A 19,271-nucleotide genomic window follows, 5' to 3' on the forward strand; every position below is an offset into this window, starting at 1 on the left:
CGACTGCTTGAACAGGCGTCGATGATCACTCGCTGGGTTTAGGACAAGGGTAATTCAGGCCGGATTCTATGGCCTCGAATACTTCGTCAAGAACGGATGAATACATACAGCTTGCGTCAGGGATTTCCTTCCAGATGTCATACGCCACCGTGTACGCATATTCCAACGTGTTGGCCACCAGGCTTGGCCGATTGTCCAATTTGGCATCCACCTGCATCTTGGCCGCGAGTACTTCGATTAACGCTCGTTTACGATCCTGCGTGCGCTCCAGGTTTCTGGCGCATACCAGAGGGTGGCCGCGAATCAGATGTTTCAGCACCTGAAATCGATTGGAGTCCAGGCCATAAGAGCCCATCTCACAACCATGTACGACCTCCACGACAGCCCGCCTAAGCGTGGTCAGTATGCGCTCGCCTTGAGGCCTCGCGATGAGGGCCGTGATCACCTCATGGTGCTCAACTTCTTGATAATCAAGAACAATATCTTCCTTAGAGGAAAAATAGCGGAAGAAGGTTCGGGAGGAGACATCCACTGTATCAGTGATGTCTTCCACCCGAGTGTCATCGAAACCTTTTTGCTCAAAAAGGTTGTAGGCGGCCTCAATCAAAGCCTCGCGCAGCATTAGTTTTTTCCGCTCGCGACGTCCCAGTTCTTCAGTATTTTTCACTCTGCCTCTCACGTTTTGTGCGGGCGTGTCTTGCCAACGCAACCCGGCGTACCAGCAGCACTGATGCTACGGCACTTGGATTCAGTCGCATAGAGCCTTCTTACACCGAGACACATTTGTCATGCGGTGAACCTTTTTTTACTCAGCCAAAGTCCGATCACTCCCCTGGTGGGCCGTGGTCATTGAGCCCAAGACGACGGGGCTGGCCAATAACTTTAAATGTCATTTAGGTAACTATGTCACTGGGTGTATTCTGACTGTTGACATAATATGTCTGCGAGTGACATTATTTTTTTGCAGCTTTCAGCTGTACCTCAGTCCCGGCGTTACCGGGCACCGTCTGTTGCTGATCAAGGAGAGATTCATGGCAGGCATACCTTTCATCCCCGCTTATCCTATGCCCAGCTCCGCTGAGCTCCCGGTTAACCGGGCTAACTGGGCAATAGACCCCAACCGCGCTTTGCTACTTGTCCATGACATGCAGCGCTACTTCCTCAAACCTTTCGCCGCTCCACTACGAGATGAATTGATCTCCAACGTCGCACTGCTGTGCCAACGAAGCCGTCGTAGTGGAGTACCCATAGCGTTTTCTGCCCAACCGGGGGGAATGACGACCGAACAAAGGGGGCTACTCAACGACTTCTGGGGGCCCGGTATGAAAGTTGATCCCGAAGATCGAAAAGTAGTCGATGAGTTGGAGGCGTCTGACGCCGACTGGATGTCCCCCAAGTGGCGCTATAGCGCATTTTTTCAATCTGGGCTTCTGGACCGAATGCGCGCTGCTGGGCGAGACCAGTTAGTGATCTGTGGTGTCTATGCCCACATAGGCGTGCTGTCCACAGCGATTGAATCATTTACCAACGACATTCAGACGTTTCTAGTGGCAGATGCGGTGGCTGATTTCTCTGAGCAAGATCACCAGCTTGCTTTGAAATATGCATCTCAACGATGTGCCGTGCTGTGCACCACCGCTGGGACACTGGTATGAAGGCAGAGAGCGATTATTTTTGCCAAGACGAACTACTTGCCTCCGTTCTGAACGGCCACTCAGGTGCTTATGCCTTGCTGTACCGACCTGAGACTCACTCCGCGCAGGTGGAGTTATTGACCGGGACAATAAGCGTTGTTGAGCGGCTGGAAAATATTCCTGACCTGCGTCAAGCCTATTCCAACGGTAAAGGTGGCAGCGAGATGCTCGCTATCATCCCCTACCGGCAGATCACCGAACGGGGGTTTGAATGTGTCGATGATGGCGAACCTCTGTCGGTTATGTCCATTGGCGCGGCCAGTCAGCTCAGTAAGAGCGCTTTGATCGAGGCGATCGCCGATGCTGAAATTGAACTCGTCGACGGCCATTACGACCTCGAAGACGATGATTACGCGCGAACCGCGTTGCAAATAATCCAAGATGAGATCGGTACCGGCGCCGGGGCAAACTTCGTTCTTAAACGCTCTTACGTCGCCTCTATAAGAAACTACTCTCGCGCAAAAGTGCTTGCGCTCTATCGTCGGCTTTTATTGCAAAGTGCTGGGACTTACTGGGTCTTCCTCGTTGATACCGGCGATCGAGTGTTCATCGGTGCCACCCCCGAACGGCATGTCAGCCTGCAGGCCGGTGTCGCCACCATGAACCCTATCAGCGGTACCTACCGCTACCCATCGACTGGGCCGACTGTCGAAGGCGTGCTGGAGTTTCTGGCCGATAGTAAAGAGCGCGAAGAGCTCTTTATGGTGGTCGATGAAGAGTTGAAGATGATGGGCCGGGTCTGCGGTGAAGGCGCGACCTTGAATGGCCCGTATCTTAAACCCATGGCAAAACTCGCCCACACCGAATACCTGATCAGTGGGTCGACCACGTTACCGCCATGGAGAATCATCAGAGAAACCTTGTTCGCCCCAACGATCACGGGCAGCCCCTTGGAGAATGCGTGCAGGGTGATCAAGAAGTATGAGCCCGAGGGGCGAGGCTACTACAGCGGCGTGATCGCTCTGTTTGGCCGCGATGATGCGGGTAATGAAAGCCTGGACTCGTCGATCCTGATCCGAACTGCAGATATCAACAAATACGGCACGTTACGCTTGTCTACGGGCGCTACGCTGGTACGGGATTCAATTCCTCATTGCGAAGCCGCCGAAACCCGGGTGAAGGCGGCTGGCATGCTCAGCGCGCTGGGGTCATTGGGCAGCCAAGCAGACGCCACCGTTGCTGGCATTAGCCATGCGGCCGTTCTTGGCCAGATCGCTCAGGATTCTCGGGTGATCCGGGCCTTGCAAAGCCGTAACGATAATATCTCGGTTTACTGGCAGACCTCGCCATCGCTGCGTTATCGACCCGATCCGATCCTGGACGGGCGAAAAGTTCTCGTACTGGACGCTGAAGACACCTTCACCGCCATGATTTGTCACCAGTTGTCGTCGTTTGGCTTAAACGTCTGCGTCGCAAGCACAGCAGCAGCTATTGACCCTGATGGGTACGATCTGGTTGTCCTAGGGCCTGGCCCTGGTGATCCCAATGACGAAACAGATCCACGCGTCGCCAGGCTTCAGAGCGCTGTGCAGAGGCTGCTCTTGGAGCGCAAACCGTTCCTCGCCATCTGCCTAAGCCACCAAATCTTGTGTCGACATTTGGGGCTGCAAGTTACGCAAAAACAGCGGCCTAACCAGGGTGCTCAGCGGCAGATCGACCTTTTTGGCGACGCCGCGCGGGTCGGGTTCTACAACGCGTATTCGGCTGCCAGCTCAACTTCCACGGTGACGATGCCTCAAGGCATCACAGCCTACCTGAGCCGTGATCGGTCCAGCGGCGAAGTCCATGCCGTGCGTGGCCCATGGTTCACATCGTTTCAATTCCATCCCGAATCCATTCTCTCGTTACAGGGCGACAGGCTTCTGGGTGAGGCCGCCAAGGCGCTAATTTCTTAACACTTAGCAACTAATAACAGGATGTACGATATGCAAGAAGCAACCTTCACCCAGCCTGCAGGTAGGCAGGCATGGCTCGGCCTCTTCATGGTGCTTGGACTGGTAGCACTGGTAGCCATGGATGGCTCTGTGCTTTATCTCGCCATGCCACATATCAACTCGGCGCTTACGCCTACTGCCGATCAAGCACTGTGGATCCTGGATATTTACGGTTTCGTGGTTGGGTCTCTGCTGGTCGCGTTCGGCAACATTGGTGATCGCTTCGGTCGGCTGCGGTTAGTCATGGTCGGGGCTACGGTGTTCGGCTTAGCCTCCGTGGGCGCCGCCCTGTCGGAGTCTCCAATAAGCCTGATCGCATTTCGTGCGTTGATGGGCCTTGGCGGGGCAACGCTTCTGCCTTCGGGATTGGCCATCGTGTCAAATCTCTTTCCTGATCCCAAACAGCGAGCCCAAGCGATTGGTGTCTTCGCAGCTACGTTTGCGGCGGGCTTTGCAGTAGGGCCTTTGATCGGTGGAATACTGCTGCAGCACTACACATGGGGTTCGGTGTTTCTGATCAATGTGCCGGTCGTTGTGCTCTTCCTGCTATTCGCGCCACAGTTGCTCAAGGAGGTGCATGCGCCTACCGAAGGTAAAATTGACTTACTCAGCCTGCTGCTTTCATTCGTTGGCATTCTGCTGTTCACCTATGCCCTGAAGACAGGCGCCGTGCACGGAGTGTCGACTGAACAACTGTCTATTGGCGCGGCAGGTATGCTCGGGCTGCTTTGGTTTATTCAGCGTCAGCGTCATCTCAAGCATCCGCTTTTGGATGTCCGGCTGTTCAAAGATCGGATCTTCACCATCGCCATTTTGACAGGGCTGCTGTCACTCGTCGTATGGTCCTCTGCCGCTTACCTCAGCGGCGTGTACATGCAATCGGTACTGGGTTTCGACGTCTTTAGAACTGCATTGTTGACTATTCCCGGAGCCTTGGTACTTACCGCCACTTGCATTTGGACAGGCCAGATCGTTGAACGCGTCGGGCGCAAATGGGCGCTCGTTGCGACCCATCTGCTGATTACCGCTGGAATGGTCTTGCTGTTGCTGACATCGACAACACACGGTGCTGTTTATTTTGTGGCCTCGACCATCATTGCCGGCGTGGGCTACGGCCTGTCTTTTAGTTTGGTCGCTGAAATCGCGGTATCGGCTGTGCCGCCAGAGCGTGCGGGGGCTGCTGCATCGATCGCTGAGACCAGCAATGAGATTGGCAATGCATTGGGGATCACGGTGCTGGGTTCTGTGGCCGCCTATTGGTTCCGGATGTATGGCCCGGGCGTAGGCAGCACGCTGAATGAAACGCTCGATCAGGCATCTCTCCCCTTGGAAGCGATCCAGCAGGCCAAGGAAGCTTTTCTGACCGGTATGCATGTCGCATTAGGCATTGCGGGGCTCCTGACGCTTGTCGTTGCAGTGCTCGCTATCTTATGGCTCCCCAAAAAACTGCCGGAGTGACCGGTACACCTTTTCCTTATATCTGCCGATCAGTACAAAGGATTCTGTCATGAGTTTGGCCACCCTCGTCGCTGCTGTATTTGAGAAATACACCGATCGCGCTGCTATCGGTATGCGCGTCCGCCGTCTTGTCACCGGAGCCTCCGGCGGCAAGACCGTTGAATTAGAACCTCGTTACCACACGCTGACCTACTCCCAACTTTGGCAACAAACTGGCTATGTTGCCTCGTCGCTCTATCATCACGGCCAAGCTCCGGTGCGCGCAGCGGATACCGTCGCGATGCTGTCGTTCACCAATGCCGACTACGCGGCACTGGATATCGCTTGCATCAGGATTGGGGCAATGACGGTGCCGGTGCAAACCGGAGCTTCCCTGGTTGATCTGCTCGCGATTCTAGACGAGACCCGCCCGACCTTGCTGGCAAGCAGCGTCGAGCAGCTCGACACGGCGATCGAATGCCTTGCCGCAACCCCATCCATTCGACGCCTTATGGTCCTCGACGTCGCAGAGCCTAGTGCTGCCCATCTCTCAGCCATTGAAAACGCCCGGGTAAAATTGCGAGGGTTAGGGCATGCAGCTGAGGTTTCAACGTTCCATGACAGTGTTGAAGCAGGCAAGCGACTGCCGGAAGTGGAACTGGACACTAGGCCGGGGTGCGATGATCAACTGGCAATGCTGATCTACACCTCTGGCAGTACGGGCTTACCGAAGGGGGCGATGTACACTCAAAAGCTGGCAGCGGGCATGTGGGGGGGAACTTGGTCAACGATCTTCTCTGAAGATCAAGCGCACACTTTCCACTATATGCCGATGAGCCACGTGGCAGGTCACTCCTCGCTCAAAAGCACGTTAGCCCGCGGCGGTACCTGCTTCTTTACCGCCCAGGCTAACTTATCAACTTTGATTGAGGATATTTCGCTAGTTAAACCCACCGAGCTGTCTTTGGTGCCACGGGTATGCGAAATGCTTTACCAGAAATACCAAGGTGAACTGGCTCGACACCACGCCGTGGACGGTGATTCGCGCTCGATCGAAATCCTCGGCGCAATGCGCGCAGAAGATACGGGTGGCTGTGTGACCTGGGCCAGTTGCAGTTCTGCACCCATCGGGCCTGAGCTCAAAGGGTTCACTGAGCGTCTACTCGGTATCCCGCTGCACAACGTGTACGGCTCAACCGAGGCCGGTGCGATCTGGATCGATAATGAGCTGCTGCGCCCACCGGTCGAAGACTACAAGCTTGTGGACGTGCCGGAGTTGGGCTACTACCTCACGGACCGTCCCCATCCGCGTGGTGAACTCCTGCTTAAGACTTCGTCTATTGTCCCAGGTTATTACAAGCGCCCTGAGCTGCTAGAGGAACTATTCGATTCATCGGGCTATTACCGCACCGGTGACATCGTGGCTGAACAAGGGGGCGGTAAGCTCCACTTCGTGGATCGGCGAAAAAATGTTGTAAAACTCTCCCAAGGGGAGTTCGTCACACTGGCCAGGCTTGAAACATTGTTTTCCGGGATTCCCGACCTAGACAGCATTTTCGTGCATGCCAATAGCACGTGGTCGTACCCTTTAGCCGTGGTGGTGCCGAACGAGCGCCTCACGGCTCGCCTGGCTGGAGATGAAAAACTAATAAAGGCTCATCTGATCGAAGCTATTCGCGATACGGCTAAAGGAGCAGACCTGCGAAGCTTTGAAATTCCGCGAGACATTATCCTTGCCTCTGAGCGCTTCACGCAGCAGAACGGAATGCTGTCTGATCATGGCAAACCTTTATGGCCTAGGCTGCGGCAGCTGTATGCAGCACAGCTTGATGAGCTCCACGCGAAGATCAGCTATCAGGAAACAGCACAACTTCAGGATGTTTACCGTTTAGCCAAGCAGCGTCCAGCCGTCGAGGTAGTGTTACAGGCGGCGGGAACCGTCCTCGGGATTTGCGCCGAGACGATTGACCCGACTATGCAATTTCGTGACCTTGGTGGAGATTCGCTCTCAGCAGTGACGTTATCGACCTTGTTGTCAGAGGCCTTTAGCATTGCAGTACCGGTCGACGTTGTGATCAGCCCTGCCTACGACCTACAACATATCGCCGACTACGTGACGAAAAAGGCTCAAGCAGGTTCAGTTCGGCCCACGGCTAACGACGTGCATGGGAAGGACGTCACCCTGTTCCACGCGTCAGACCTCTCCCTGGAAAAGTTTCTTGCCCCTGAATTATTGGTTCAGCAGGACTCTGTCGCCCCTTCCAGTCAGCAGCCAAAGACGATTTTGCTCACCGGAGGCACCGGATTTCTAGGCCGGTTTCTAACCCTCGATCTCCTGACTCGTGTTGCGCAAGAGGGCGGGAAGCTAATCTGCATTGTGCGAGCGAAAGACAATGAACTTGCCCTCAAGCGTCTGCGTGCGGTGTTTGGCGACAGCGGCGGGGTGCTCGCAGAGCGCTTTGCCGAGCGTATGAACATAGTAGAAGTGATTGCTGGCGACATCGGTGAAGAGCGCCTCGGGTTAGACGTTACCACGTGGGCGAGGCTAAGCGAGGAAGTCGATAGCATCATCCATGTCGGCGCCTTGGTGAACCACCTCCTGCCCTATGAACGCCTGTTCGACGCAAACGTTAACGGTACCGCAGAGCTAATCGGTCTCGCTCTTACTCATCGGCACAAACCGATTAGTTTTATGTCGAGTATCGCCGTGTCGACATTGCTAGGTGAGCATCCCGCCCAGCCGTTGGACGAAGACCTGGATATTCGCAAGTGGGCAGCAGCCGTATCGGCAGAGGACACTTATGCCGCTGGATACGGTTTGACCAAATGGGCGAGCGAAGTGCTGTTGCGTGAAGCCCATGAGCGTTTTGGGCTGCCCGTTACCGTTTACCGCTCCAGCATGATTTTGGCGCATAGCCAAGCAGCTGGACAGCTCAACGTTCCGGACATGTTTACTCGGCTGCTGCTCAGCGTAGCGGCGACCGGGTTAGCCCCACGCTCGTTTTATCAAGCCGATGAACAGGGCGCTGAGCAGCACGCTCATTATGATGGCCTTCCAGTAGATTTCACGGCGGCGGCGATCATTAAAACCAGCCTTGGGCAAACTGCCGGACACTACCGTACGCTCCACTTGGTGAACCACCATGATGACGGTGTCTCGCTAGACTCGTTTATTGAATGGATGAGAAAAGGCGGGGTACAGATCAATACAATCAATGACTATGGTGAGTGGCTTCGGCGTTTTGAACAAAGCCTGCGGGACTTACCGGAGGTTGTGAAAGCTCAGTCAATGCTGCCCCTGCTGCATAGCCTGGCGCAACCGGCTAAGGTACAACGCGGTTCAGCCATGTCGTCCACAAGGCTTCAGTTGGCCCTGAGCGAAGGCTCCCGCCTTCCCGTTGAGGTGCCTAGGATCGACCGGCCGCTTATTGATCGGTACGTTTCAGACCTCCAGGCCCTGGGTTTTATCCTTGGCGAAAGCATGCACCCGGCCGCAGTGGCGTAAGCGTTCTTCAGTTGGAGCTGTGCAATGCTCAGGCGCGACCTACCTGAGCATTGGCAGTCCCTTACCTCCAGTTTTTTCGTACGGTGCGCGCGCGGGCTACGGGTCGCCCAAATGCCGATGCAGCGCGTGCGCCAAATCGTCCAGAGCTTGCAGAACGTTCTGTTGGGCAAACTCGATGTCATGGACGCTGTCGGCTTGCAGGCAGGCAGCTTCCAGCACTTCACACGCCGAGCTAACTGCGTGTGCCCTGACGATACGCGCCGCGCCTTTGATCTTGTGTGCCAGTAATGCCAACCCGTTGGCGTCGTCCCGGGGCATGGCGGCCAGCGCCGCGCGGTCTTCATCGCAACCGCGTTGGACTTCCTCCAACAGGCGGCGGATCAAGGTCGAATCGTTGCCCGTCAACTGGCTCAGCGCTTCCACGGCGAGGATATCGTGCATCCGTGGGGTGGTCTTTTTCACCCGGCTCAGGTGCGCGCCCAGTTCAGCCAGGCTCACCGGCTTGAACAGGCAATCGTTCATGCCGGCGCGCTGGCACGCCTCGCGTTCCTCGGGTTGGGCATTGGCGGTGTAGCCCAGGATCACGCAGGGTTCGCGCAATCGCTGGGCTTCTTCCTGGCGTACCGCTCGGGCCAGGTCGTAGCCATTCATGTGGGGCATGTTGCAGTCTACGATCAGTAAATCGAAAGGTTCCTGGCGCCAGGCATCCAAACCGGCCACCCCATCGTTGGCGGTAACCGGACACAGGCCCAGGTACTCCAGCTGTTGAGTCATCAACAAACGGTTGGCCGGGTGGTCGTCGACCACCAGCACGTCGAGTTGGGCGATAGGGGGCAAGCATTGGGCAGGTGTGCTGGTGGCGGGCAATGCCTCCAGGCAGGTCAGTGTGGTTTCGACGGCGATCCGGGTGCCTTTGCCGGGTTCGCTGAACAGGCTCATCGAGGCGCCCATCATGTCGCACAAGCTGCGCGAGATCACCAGCCCCAGCCCGGCGCCGCCATGGCCGGGTTGCGCCGCCGAACCGATCTGCGCGAAGGGTTTGAACAGGCGGGCCTGATCGGCTGCGCTGATACCGATACCGGTATCTTCCACCTGCAGTTTCACCTGCAGGCGCTCGCCGTTGCCCAGGGGCTGAGCTTCAATGCTGATGGTGATACAGCCCTGTTGGGTAAATTTGATCGCGTTGCTGATCAGGTTGCTGAGGATCTGCTTGAGGCGCAGCGGGTCGACCAGCACATCGCGATCTGCCGCTGGGGCGAGCGCCAGCATCAGGTTGAGGTTTTTCTGCCGCGCCAGGCCGTCGAACACCCGCACCACGGATTCGATCAGCTCGTGCAGGCGAACCCGTTCGGGGCACAGGCTAAGACGCCCGGATTCAATCCGGGCGATGTCGAGGATATCGCCGATCAGGTCCAGCAGCCCCCGTGCCGAGTCGTGGGCGACCTCAATCGCGGCGCGGTCTGGCAAGCCTTGGTCGGCGCGTTTGAGGGCCAGTTCGAGCATGCCGATCACCGCGTTCATAGGCGTGCGTATTTCGTGGCTCATGGTTGCCAGGAACGTGCTTTTCGCGCGGTTGGCCGCGTCGGCCTGGTCTTTGGCGGCCCGTAGGTCTTCGAGCAGTTGGCGGCGTTCACTGATGTCGATCCAGCCGCCAATGATGCCGCGCACTTCGCCCAAGGAGTCGTGAAACGGCAGAATCCAGTGGTAGATGGTGAACTCCCGAGCGCCGATACGCAGGGGCCGGTCCATGATCAGCGGGGTGCCTTCGCGCATGACCTGCTGGTAGTCCTGGTCGAAGGTGCGTGACTGTTCCATGCATGGCAGAGCGCCTTGTAGGACATCTTTGCCGATAACGTCGTCGCGCCGGGCGTTGAAGGTCTGCAGGTAACTTTCGTTGCAGCTCAGCAATACGCCCTGGCGATTTCTGACATAGATCGGGTGAGGGGTGCCATTGATCAGCGCGCCCATGAATTCGACCTGGTCGCTGAGGGCGCGCTCAGCCTGCACACGGTGACGGATCTGCCGACGCATATAGAAAATCCATGCGCTACTCATCAATAGCAATACGCTAGCGCCCGTGATGATCTGCCGGATAAGTCGGTGATAGTTGCGCCAGTAGGTGTCCGGCGGTGGGCTGTAGCCACGCCAGCGGCTGTTGATTGCTTCTAACTCCTGAGGCGCGATGCTTAACAGGGCTTTGTCGAGGATCGCTGACAGCTCGCTGGTGTGGCGTGCCGTGGCCAGGGCAAAAGTGGCGGGTTCGCTGCCGATGGTGGCGCGAATCACCAGTTTGTCTTTGAACAATTGTGAGGCCAGGAAGTAGTTAGCGATCATCAGCGAGTTGACCGCGCCGTCGGTCTGGCCCTGGGCAAGCAAGTCGAGGGCGCTAAAGCTGTCTTCGGTTTCTACCAGTTCGATGTCGGGGTAGCGTTGGCGTAAGTATTCCTCCAGCGGGTCACCGCGGGTGATGCCCAGGCGTAGACCGGCCATCTGCTGCAGGCTACGGGGGCTGTCGGGGCCAGAGCGGCTCAGCAGTACGGGGGAGTTGCTGACGAAGGGGCGGCTGAAATCGAGTTGGTCTTGGCGCTCCTCGCTGGGGCTGATCGCCGCCACCAGGTCGGCTTCGCCTTTATCGATTTGTTCGATCAGGTTGCCCAGCCCGGCGGCGCGCTGGATCTGGAAGTCGACACCTATGCGCAGGCGCACAAGTTCCAGCACATCGGCGCTGATACCGCGGAATCGGTTGTCCGCATCGAAAAAACTCAAGGGCGCCAGGCTTTCGTCCACCACCACGCGCAGGACCGGGTGCTGTGCCAGCCAACGCTCCTCGCGTTCGCTCAATTGCAGCGAGCGGTCAGTGAGCAAGGGGCCGCTGCCGGCGCTCCAGCGTTTGAGGATGTTGTCTCGCACGCTGGGGGGAATAGCCTGTAGCACGCGGTCAATGATGCTGATCAATTGGGCATTGCCCTGATTGGCCGCGAAGCCAAAGCCCACGGCCTGGTGCTGGCCGAAGCGGGCCATGCGGATATTATTCAGATAGCCTTTTTCGATGAGGTAGTGGGTAGAGATGGCGTCGCCAAGAAACACGTCCGCTTGGCCGAAGGCAACGGCATTGAGGGCACTTTGAAACGACGGGTAGAGGGTGACGCTGGCGCCCGGATACGTGGCCTTGACCTCCGCCTCCGGCAAATAGTGGTAGACCATGCTCAAGCGCAGGTCGTCGAGGGCGCCATCGAGGGCTCGGGTTTCATCGCTGCGGCTAACCAATACAGGGCGGTCGACGGCGTAGGGTTGCGTGAGCAGCAGTTGCGCGCTTGCCGCTTCGAAGCCGTTGGCGCTGCCGAGCAGGTCGATTTCGCCATCGACCAATGCCTGGATGGCGGCCTCGCGGTCTTCGAAGCGGGCGACCTTCACGCTCAGCCCCAGGGCTCTGCCGATAAGGTCAGCGTAGTCCGGGGTGAGCCCCTCATAGTCGCGGCCGCTGAAGGTCAGGTCGAAGGGCGGGTAGTCTGGCGCGGAGGTACCTATGACCAGTGCCTGGCGCTGTTGCAGCCACTGCTCCTGCTCAGGGGACAGCTCGACGCGCAGGTGGCTGAATGTCGTTCGCCCCAGTAGAGCGTAATGGTCGGCGACGGACGTGTCGGCCAGTGCCAGCCCGATGCCGAGCCATGGCAAGGCGAGCCAGGCCACGATTCTTAACGTGCGCTGCTGCATGGGTTCACTCACACCAAGGCATTTCTTTTGGCCATCTCAATGAGTTCCACCAGGGAGCGGGCTCCCAGTTTCTGCATCAGGCGTTTTTTATAGGTGCTGACGGTTTTATTGCTGAGGAACATACCATTGGCGATTTCTTTGTTATTGCGGCCTTGGGCGAAAAGTTGCAGCACCATGAGTTCGCGGTCGTTAACTAATTTGAACCGTTCGGTCTCGGCGGCCTGCTGGTTGCTTTCGGCTTGCCAGGCTTGGCTAGGGAAATAATTATAGCCAGCCAGTACCGCCTTGACCGCACTCATGAGTTCGGTGGCTGCCTCGCTCTTGCGCACATAACCAGCCGCGCCGGAATGAACGCAACGCCCGGCAAACAGTTCCGGACTTTGCGCGGTCAGTATAAGGATTTTCATAGTGCCGCTGTTCATACTATTAAAACGGGTGAGGACCTCGAGGCCGTCCAACTTGGGGATGCAAATGTCGAGGATCACCAGCGACGGTTGATGTTCGCGCACCAGTTGCATGGCGTCGACGCCATTGTCACATTCGGCGACGACGGTGTAGCCGTCGTTTTCGAGCAGTATCCGCACCCCCAGGCGAATGGCGGGGTGGTCATCGACTATCAATACGGAACTCATAATAATGCCCTGTGGCAGGAGTGATTAAAGCGCGCACCTTAGCTTAGATAACGGTCTTGGCCCATACGAACTGAGCACCGTATAAAGATTTATCGGAAGTTTCCTACAGGCAAAAGTAATACTAAACACTACATGTTTTAACAGGAGGGTTTCTACTCGGGGGAGGGCGGTGTTTGTTTATTTTTAATGGAGGGTGTTTGTGCTGGGGGGCGGGTGTATCGGAGTTTTCCTATAATCATTGCCTATTGTTAACGTAACCTAGAGCTCGGGGGCGAGCCCCCTCCTACGGGCGGCGACATATTTATATCTCGAATATGTCGCCAACCGTAGGAGGGGGCTTGCCCCCGATCTTTTACCCCGACAACACAAATTTCCCAGAAACCACGAAACCGCCCGTCAGCGCGGCCCTATTGGGATCAGGCCGCTACCCCACGCCCTGGCACCGCCTGCAGCAGTTCCCTGGTGTAATCCGCTGCGGGTGCGCGCAACACCTGCTCTGCGGTGCCGTGTTCCACTGTTTGTCCCTGACGCAACACCAGTACTTGATGCGCCACGCTGGCCACGACCGCGAGGTCGTGGGAGACCAGCACATAGGCGACGCCTAGTTCGCGTTGCAGCTCTTCGAGCAGGTCGAGGATCTGCGCCTGCACCGAAACGTCCAACGCCGAGACCGGTTCATCGAGCAGCAGCAGGTCGGGTCGCAAAGCCAATGCGCGGGCAATCGCCACCCGCTGGCGCTGCCCGCCCGACAGTTCCCGGGGCAGGCGATCGAGGTAGGCGGTGGGCAAATGCACGCGGTCCATCAGCTCGCGTGCCGCGTGTTCCAGTGCCCGACCTTTGAGCAGACCAAACGAGACCAGGGGTTCGACCACGCTGTCGAAGATCGTGAAACGGGGATCCAGCGCCGCGAACGGGTTTTGCTGGACCAGTTGCATGCGTTGACGTAAGGGCCTGAACCCGCGCCAGTCGAGTTGGGTAAGGTCTTGTCCGGCAAACCAGACACGCCCCACATCAGGTTTTTCCAGGCCCAGGGCGATGCGCAATGCCGTGCTTTTGCCGGAGCCCGACTCACCGACAATGGCCAGGGTCTGCCCTGGGTAGACTTGCAAGTCGAGCCCCTGTAAGGCCTGGTGCACCCCAGCCTGGCCTTTGACGTAAGGCAGCCGGAAGGTTTTGCCGACCCCCTCGAAGGCCAGTATCGGCACTGCGGTGGTCACCACTGGCGGCCGCGGGTTCAGCCCATCTAACGGCGCGGCGGCAATCAGGGCGCGGGTGTAGGGATGTGTTGGCGCTACCAAGATGCGCCGGGGCGGGCCCTGTTCAACCACCTCACCCTGGCTCATCACCAGCACTTGATCGGCGCGATCGGCGGCCACGCCCAGGTCATGGGTGATGATCAACAGGGCAATCCCGCGTTCGGCCACCAAACCCTGCAAGTGATCGAGAATCTTGCGTTGGACCGTGACATCCAAGGCGCTGGTGGGCTCATCGGCCACGATCAAGCGCGGGTTACCGGCCAGTGCGATGGCGATCAACACGCGCTGGCGCATGCCCCCGGACAGTTCATGGGGGTATTGACGGGCTCGCTGCACGGGCTGATCCAGACCCACCTGATGCAGCAGGTCAATCACGTCTGCATCGACGCCGCGATAGCGACCACCGCGGGCCTGGAGCAGGGCCTCGGCAATTTGCCGGCCGATACGCTGGGTCGGGTTGAGGCTGACCATGGGGTCTTGGGGTACCAGGCCGATGACGCTCCCGCGGATGCGTCGTCTGACCCGCTCGGGCGCTTGGGTGACATCTTCCCCGTGCACCAGCACCCGGCCCGCGCGGATCTCGGCGTTATCGGCCAATAGGCCGAGAATGGTATTGGCCAACGTCGATTTACCCGAGCCGGACTCGCCTACGATCGCCACGGTTGCACCAGGGCTGACGCTGAACGAAACGCTGCGCACGGCAGTGTGTACCTGGCCTTCGACGCGGTAGTTCACACTCAGGTTCTGCAGTTCGAGCAAAGGCGTCGGAGTACTCATCGTTGCTGCTCCTCCAGGGTCCGGGCGATATGGTTGAGGCTAAAGACCACTGCCACCACAAACAGCCCGGGCAGTAGCGAGACCCACGGTGCGGTGATGAGAAAGTGCCGGCCATTGGCGATCAGGGTGCCCCATTCCGCAGCGGGCGGGGCGGCGCCGAAACCCAGGAAACTCAAGCCGGCGGTCGCCAGAATCGCCGCGCCGAAGTCCAGGGTGGCCAGCACTGCCACCGGGCCCCAGGCGTTCGGCAAAATGTGTCGCAACAGGGTGCGCGTCCAACTCGCTCCCCCCAGGCGCGCGGCTTCGACGTAGGGCAGCGTCTTGACCCGCATGACCTCGGCGCGGGCGGTGCGGGCAAAACCTGGGACAATTCCGGCACCGACCGCAACGGCCACCGGCAGCGTGCCGAAGCCAATGGCGGTCACAATGGCCAGCGCCAGGAGCAACCCCGGCAGCGCCAACAACACATCCACCACGCGCATGATGGCGGCATCGACCCGCCCCCCGGCAAAACCCGCGACGATGCCCAGGCTCAAGCCGCCCGCCAGAGCCAGGCCCACCGCGAGCAACGCGGCTTGCACCGACAAGCTGGCGCCATGCACCACACGGCTATACAGGTCGCGGCCCAGTTCATCGGTGCCGAACCAGTGCTGCGCGTTGGGTGGCGTGAGTTTATCCATGGGCGCGGTCGTGTAGGGGGCGTATGAACTGAGCAAGTTGGGCGCCAAGGCTGCCAGCAAGGCAAAGCCGAGCACCAGCAGTGCCAGCACAAAACCGGGCCGGCGCAACAGCGGCGCGGTCGCCCCCAGGGCTCGGCGCAGGCGGCTGCGGCGTTGCCACAGGGGGGCGGGGTGAGTAGGGGCCTGGCGCTCCAGCGCCGGCAGGGATTCAACGCGGCTATAGGGCAATGGCATGGCGTTATGAGACCTTGGGTGTGTGGGCGATACGCGGGTCGAGCGCGGGGTAGAGCAGGTCGACGATCAGGTTGACCAGCACGAAAGCCGCCGCCGAAACTGCGACGATGGCCAACACCACCGGGATGTCCTGGCGCAACACCGCCTCCTGGGCCAACCGGCCGACGCCGGCGCGGGCAAAAATGGTTTCCACCAGCACCGCCCCTGACACCGTGTTGCCCACTTGCAGGCCCACCAGGGTGAGCAGCGGCAACGCAGCGTTTTTCAGGCCGTGGCGGGCCTGTACCTGGGCGCGGCTCAGGCCCTTGGCATAGGCGGTGGCGATGTAAGGTTCGCGCCATACGTGCTGGAACCCCCGTTGCAGCACCTGGGCGTACACGGCGGCGCTGGGGATCGCCAGGGTTACGGCGGGCAGAACCAGGCTGGCGAACCCTTGGTTGCCGGTCGCTGGGAACCAACCGAGGCTGAACGCAAAGACCTGGATAAACAGTAGGCCCAGCCAGAACACCGGGATGGAAAACCCCAGCGCCGGCAGCCGCGCCAGGAGCATTTTGAGCGGTCGCCAGCGCACGTAGGCACTCAAATAGGCCAGGCCGATCCCGCCCGACAGCGAAAGGACGATGGCCAGGCCTGCCAGGGATAAGGTCTGTGGCAAGCGCTCGAGCAGCACTTGGCTGACGGGTCGGTTGAGCATTAGGGAGGTGCCGAAATCACCGCGCAGGGCACCCCAAAGCAGCTCGAAGTACTGTTCCAACAGCCCGCGGTCCAGCCCATAGTAGGCTTTCGCCTTGGCCAAGTCCTGGGCCGAGAGGGAGTCGATCTCGACCCCCGAGGCGCTGAGCATGATCGACAGGGTGTCGCCGGGCAGCAGGTACAGAATGAAGTAGGTGACGCTGTAGGCGCCCCATAACACCAGCAAGGCCTGGCCGATACGGCCCATGACATAGCGGCTCATGGCGCTCGCACCTCGATGTCGTTGAGCAGCGCGAAGCCCTCGGCGGTCCAGTGGAAATTGCGTACCTTGGCCGCGGTTGCGGCCTGCCACACCCGCTCGTAGACGGGCAGTGCCGAACCTTCGTCAATCAATAGGTCTTGCAACTGACCGTAGGCCTCGGCCCGCTGAGGGCTGCTGGTGGCGGTTAAGCCAGCGTCGAACAGGGCCAGTGCCTTGGGTAGGGTTTCAGCTGCGTAAAGGTTAGTGGCCAAGGTGGAGCTATTAGCGCTGCGCGGATCGATGATGGTTTGCAGTACGATCGGGTCGGCGCGGGTCATGTAGTTGTAGGTGAGGTCGTAGTTACCCGCCGCATTGGCCGCTGCCCACTCGGCGGTGGTCAGCACATTGAGTTTGAGGTCGATGCCGATCTTGCGCAGTTGGTCCTGGATCAGCACGTCGCCTGGGGTCTCCGCCGGCGACAGGTTGTAGACCAGCTGCAACCGTTGGCCGGCCTTGTAGCGATAGCCGTCCTCGGCTTTTTGCCAGCCGGCCTGGGCGAGCAAGCGCTCGGCGCCTTCAGGGTCATAGGCCAGCTTGCTGCCCTGGCTTTTGAAGAACGGTGTGGTGGCGTCGTAAAGGCTGTCGACCACCGGAAATTGCGCGTTATAGACCGTGGACGCGTAGCTCTTACGGTCGATGCCTTTCTGCAACGCCAGGCGCACGTCGCGGTCGGCGAGAATGCGCGAGCCCCGGGTGTTCGGGAATAGGTTCAAGGCTGGGCCCGGCAATGAGCGGCTCTGAATAGTCGCGCCCTTGGCCTGGAACAGCTTTAGGTCGACCTCAGAGAAAGGATTGCGCGGCCACAAAATGTCCACCTGGCCCTGCAGGAACTGACCGTTACGTACGCTTTCTTCCGGCACATAGCTGACCTCTACCGCCTCCAGGTGCGCTTCGCCGCGGTTTTGCGCATTGGCTGAGGGCCAGGCGTAACCTGCGCGCTTGACCAGGCGCAGGCCGATCTCCGGGGTATAGCTCTGCAGGGTGAAGGGCCCGGTGCCAATGATCGCCCCCAGGGCCCGTTGCTTGGCCGTCAGTTGGTAAGACTCCGGTGCCAGGATGGCCAGGTTGGTGGTCGAGGTGGCCTGCAGAAACCCGGCGTTGGGCTTGGCCAGCACTAGCTTGACGGTAAAGTCGTCCAGCACTTGGGCGTGATCGTAGCCCGCCAGGTAGGTGGCGCCGAAGGTGCTTGGCAGCTCGCTGGCAAAGGCTTTGTTACTGTCGTAAGCGGTCTTCACGGCGTGGGCGTCGAAACGGCTGCCGTTGCTGAACGTCACGTCGTGACGCAGATGGAAGGTGTATTCCAGGGCGTTGTCGCTGACCTCCCAGCGTTCGGCCAGCCAGGGGATGATCGCGCCGCTCTGGGGGTCTTGGTCGGTCAGCGACTCGACCACATTGCGCAGCACCACGCGATGCTCCAGCCAGTACACCTGAAACGGGTTGAGGCTGACCAACGTCGTATTGTCGCGGAAAAACGCGATCTTCAAGGTTTTGTCGGCAGTGCTGTCTGGCTGCGCGGGTGAGCAACCCAGCAGGGTCAGAGCGGCGGCCGAGGCGGCCAGTAGCCGGGTAAACAAGCGCAAGCTGTGCATGATGGATACTCGTGGTCGCGGAAGGTTTATTGGGCGTAGCCTTGGCCTTGGCGATCCAATTGGCGGATCAGGGCGTCCCAATGGCGGGCGATGCCGGGCCCATCGCCGCTGGCCTGCAGGGCCGACTGCTGGCGGACTTTGTCGATGGCCGCAGCGGGGGCGTAATGCAGGTCGGCATTGCCACCGGCCTGGGCGGCGATCTGAATATTGCAGGCGCGCTCCAACCCATGCAGCTCGCGAAACGCATGCTCGACGCTGACGCCGCCCGTGAGCAGGCCGTGGTTGCGCAGGATCAAAATATTACTGCTGCCGAGGTTGGCGACCAGGCGTTGCTGTTCTTCAACGTCCAGGGCGATGCCTTCGTAGTCGTGGTAGGCCACGCGGCTGTAATACGCCAGGGCGTGTTGCGACAGTGGCAACAACCCGCCGCGCTGGGCTGAGACCGCCGCGCCGTCGCGGGTATGGGTGTGCATCACTGCCAGCAAATCCGGGCGTGCCTGATGGATGGCGCTGTGGATCACGTAGCCGGCCTGGTTGATGCCCAGCCCCAGAGGGTCGTCGATCACGGTACCGTCGACGTCGACTTTAACCAGGTTGGAGGCACTGATTTCGTCGAACAGCAGGCCAAAGGCGTTGATCAGAAAATGCTCGTGGGGGCCGGGTACCCGTGCCGAAAAATGGGTGTAGATATGGTCGGTCCAACGAAACAGCGCGGCCATGCGGTAAGCGGCGGCGAGCTTGACGCGCACCTGCCACTCTTCGGCGCTGACCCGTTGTTGAACGTTGTGGGCCGGGGCGGGCAGTGTCGACAATGAACTCATGGTG

At 59.2% G+C, this 19,271-nt stretch carries 12 protein-coding genes and 1 pseudogene; 4 read left to right on the forward strand and 9 right to left on the reverse strand.

Annotated elements, in window-relative coordinates; genetic code table 11:
• Nucleotides 1-25 precede the first annotated feature (25 nt).
• Nucleotides 26-667, reverse strand: a complete 642-nt coding sequence (locus tag QCL65_RS10675) for a TetR family transcriptional regulator (RefSeq protein WP_407316191.1) — start codon at nt 665-667, stop codon at nt 26-28.
• Between the two features lie 364 nt (nt 668-1,031).
• Between QCL65_RS10675 and QCL65_RS10680 the strand changes: the two genes are divergently transcribed.
• From QCL65_RS10680 to car, 4 genes are read left to right on the forward strand one after another with little or no spacing between them, the layout of a single operon-like run.
• On the forward strand, nt 1,032-1,655 hold the full coding sequence (locus QCL65_RS10680) for an isochorismatase family protein (RefSeq protein ID WP_407316192.1): 624 nt from the start codon (nt 1,032-1,034) through the stop codon (nt 1,653-1,655).
• The gene (locus QCL65_RS10685; RefSeq protein WP_407316193.1) at nt 1,652-3,589 is read left to right on the forward strand and encodes an anthranilate synthase family protein; all 1,938 of its coding nucleotides are present in this window, start codon (nt 1,652-1,654) and stop codon (nt 3,587-3,589) included. Before QCL65_RS10680 ends, QCL65_RS10685 begins: the two co-directional genes overlap by 4 nt.
• A 30-nt stretch (nt 3,590-3,619) precedes the next feature.
• Nucleotides 3,620-5,086, forward strand: a complete 1,467-nt coding sequence (locus tag QCL65_RS10690) for an MFS transporter (RefSeq protein WP_407316194.1) — start codon at nt 3,620-3,622, stop codon at nt 5,084-5,086.
• Between the two features lie 49 nt (nt 5,087-5,135).
• Complete coding sequence (gene car, locus QCL65_RS10695; protein ID WP_407316195.1) at nt 5,136-8,570, forward strand: carboxylic acid reductase; 3,435 nt, start codon at nt 5,136-5,138, stop codon at nt 8,568-8,570.
• 96 nt (nt 8,571-8,666) lie between these two features.
• Here car and QCL65_RS10700 read toward each other — a convergent pair whose 3' ends face one another.
• The 8 genes and pseudogenes from QCL65_RS10700 to QCL65_RS10735 all read right to left on the reverse strand — a co-directional run bounded on the left by QCL65_RS10700 (nt 8,667) and on the right by QCL65_RS10735 (nt 19,267).
• The gene (locus tag QCL65_RS10700; protein ID WP_407316787.1) at nt 8,667-12,284 is read right to left on the reverse strand and encodes a transporter substrate-binding domain-containing protein; all 3,618 of its coding nucleotides are present in this window, start codon (nt 12,282-12,284) and stop codon (nt 8,667-8,669) included.
• Between the two features lie 8 nt (nt 12,285-12,292).
• Nucleotides 12,293-12,916, reverse strand: coding sequence for a response regulator (locus QCL65_RS10705; RefSeq protein ID WP_407316196.1), 624 nt, complete (start codon nt 12,914-12,916; stop codon nt 12,293-12,295).
• 416 nt (nt 12,917-13,332) lie between these two features.
• The gene (locus QCL65_RS10710; protein WP_407316789.1) at nt 13,333-14,136 is read right to left on the reverse strand and encodes an ABC transporter ATP-binding protein; all 804 of its coding nucleotides are present in this window, start codon (nt 14,134-14,136) and stop codon (nt 13,333-13,335) included.
• 39 nt (nt 14,137-14,175) lie between these two features.
• Nucleotides 14,176-14,949, reverse strand: a pseudogene (locus tag QCL65_RS10715) (ABC transporter ATP-binding protein); the annotation flags it as partial.
• Nucleotides 14,946-15,863, reverse strand: a complete 918-nt coding sequence (locus tag QCL65_RS10720; RefSeq protein ID WP_407316197.1) for an ABC transporter permease — start codon at nt 15,861-15,863, stop codon at nt 14,946-14,948. The gene QCL65_RS10720 and the pseudogene QCL65_RS10715, both read right to left, overlap by 4 nt.
• 4 nt (nt 15,864-15,867) lie before the next feature.
• Nucleotides 15,868-16,818, reverse strand: coding sequence for an ABC transporter permease (locus QCL65_RS10725; RefSeq protein WP_407316198.1), 951 nt, complete (start codon nt 16,816-16,818; stop codon nt 15,868-15,870).
• Nucleotides 16,815-18,446: an ABC transporter substrate-binding protein gene (locus QCL65_RS10730; protein ID WP_407316199.1), complete on the reverse strand. Its 1,632-nt coding sequence runs from the start codon at nt 18,444-18,446 to the stop codon at nt 16,815-16,817. The genes QCL65_RS10725 and QCL65_RS10730 overlap by 4 nt, the downstream gene beginning before the upstream one ends.
• Nucleotides 18,447-18,472: 26 nt before the next feature.
• Nucleotides 18,473-19,267, reverse strand: a complete 795-nt coding sequence (locus tag QCL65_RS10735) for a class II aldolase/adducin family protein (protein ID WP_407316200.1) — start codon at nt 19,265-19,267, stop codon at nt 18,473-18,475.
• Nucleotides 19,268-19,271: the final 4 nt, after the last annotated feature.

It is taken from the genome of Pseudomonas sp. nanlin1 (genome assembly GCF_045571515.1).
GTDB lineage: Bacteria > Pseudomonadota > Gammaproteobacteria > Pseudomonadales > Pseudomonadaceae > Aquipseudomonas.

Excerpts from the sequence above, each read along its gene's own strand:
- QCL65_RS10680 (WP_407316192.1), top strand. The coding sequence starts at position 1,032 with ATGGCAGGCATACCTTTCATCCCCGCTTATCCTATGCCCAGCTCCGCT.
- QCL65_RS10690 (WP_407316194.1), top strand. The coding sequence starts at position 3,620 with ATGCAAGAAGCAACCTTCACCCAGCCTGCAGGTAGGCAGGCATGGCTC.
- QCL65_RS10730 (WP_407316199.1), bottom strand. The coding sequence starts at position 18,446 with ATGCACAGCTTGCGCTTGTTTACCCGGCTACTGGCCGCCTCGGCCGCC.
- car (WP_407316195.1), top strand. The coding sequence starts at position 5,136 with ATGAGTTTGGCCACCCTCGTCGCTGCTGTATTTGAGAAATACACCGAT.
- QCL65_RS10735 (WP_407316200.1), bottom strand. The coding sequence starts at position 19,267 with ATGAGTTCATTGTCGACACTGCCCGCCCCGGCCCACAACGTTCAACAA.
- QCL65_RS10700 (WP_407316787.1), bottom strand. The coding sequence starts at position 12,284 with ATGCAGCAGCGCACGTTAAGAATCGTGGCCTGGCTCGCCTTGCCATGG.
- QCL65_RS10685 (WP_407316193.1), top strand. The coding sequence starts at position 1,652 with ATGAAGGCAGAGAGCGATTATTTTTGCCAAGACGAACTACTTGCCTCC.
- QCL65_RS10725 (WP_407316198.1), bottom strand. The coding sequence starts at position 16,818 with ATGAGCCGCTATGTCATGGGCCGTATCGGCCAGGCCTTGCTGGTGTTA.
- QCL65_RS10720 (WP_407316197.1), bottom strand. The coding sequence starts at position 15,863 with ATGCCATTGCCCTATAGCCGCGTTGAATCCCTGCCGGCGCTGGAGCGC.
- QCL65_RS10705 (WP_407316196.1), bottom strand. The coding sequence starts at position 12,916 with ATGAGTTCCGTATTGATAGTCGATGACCACCCCGCCATTCGCCTGGGG.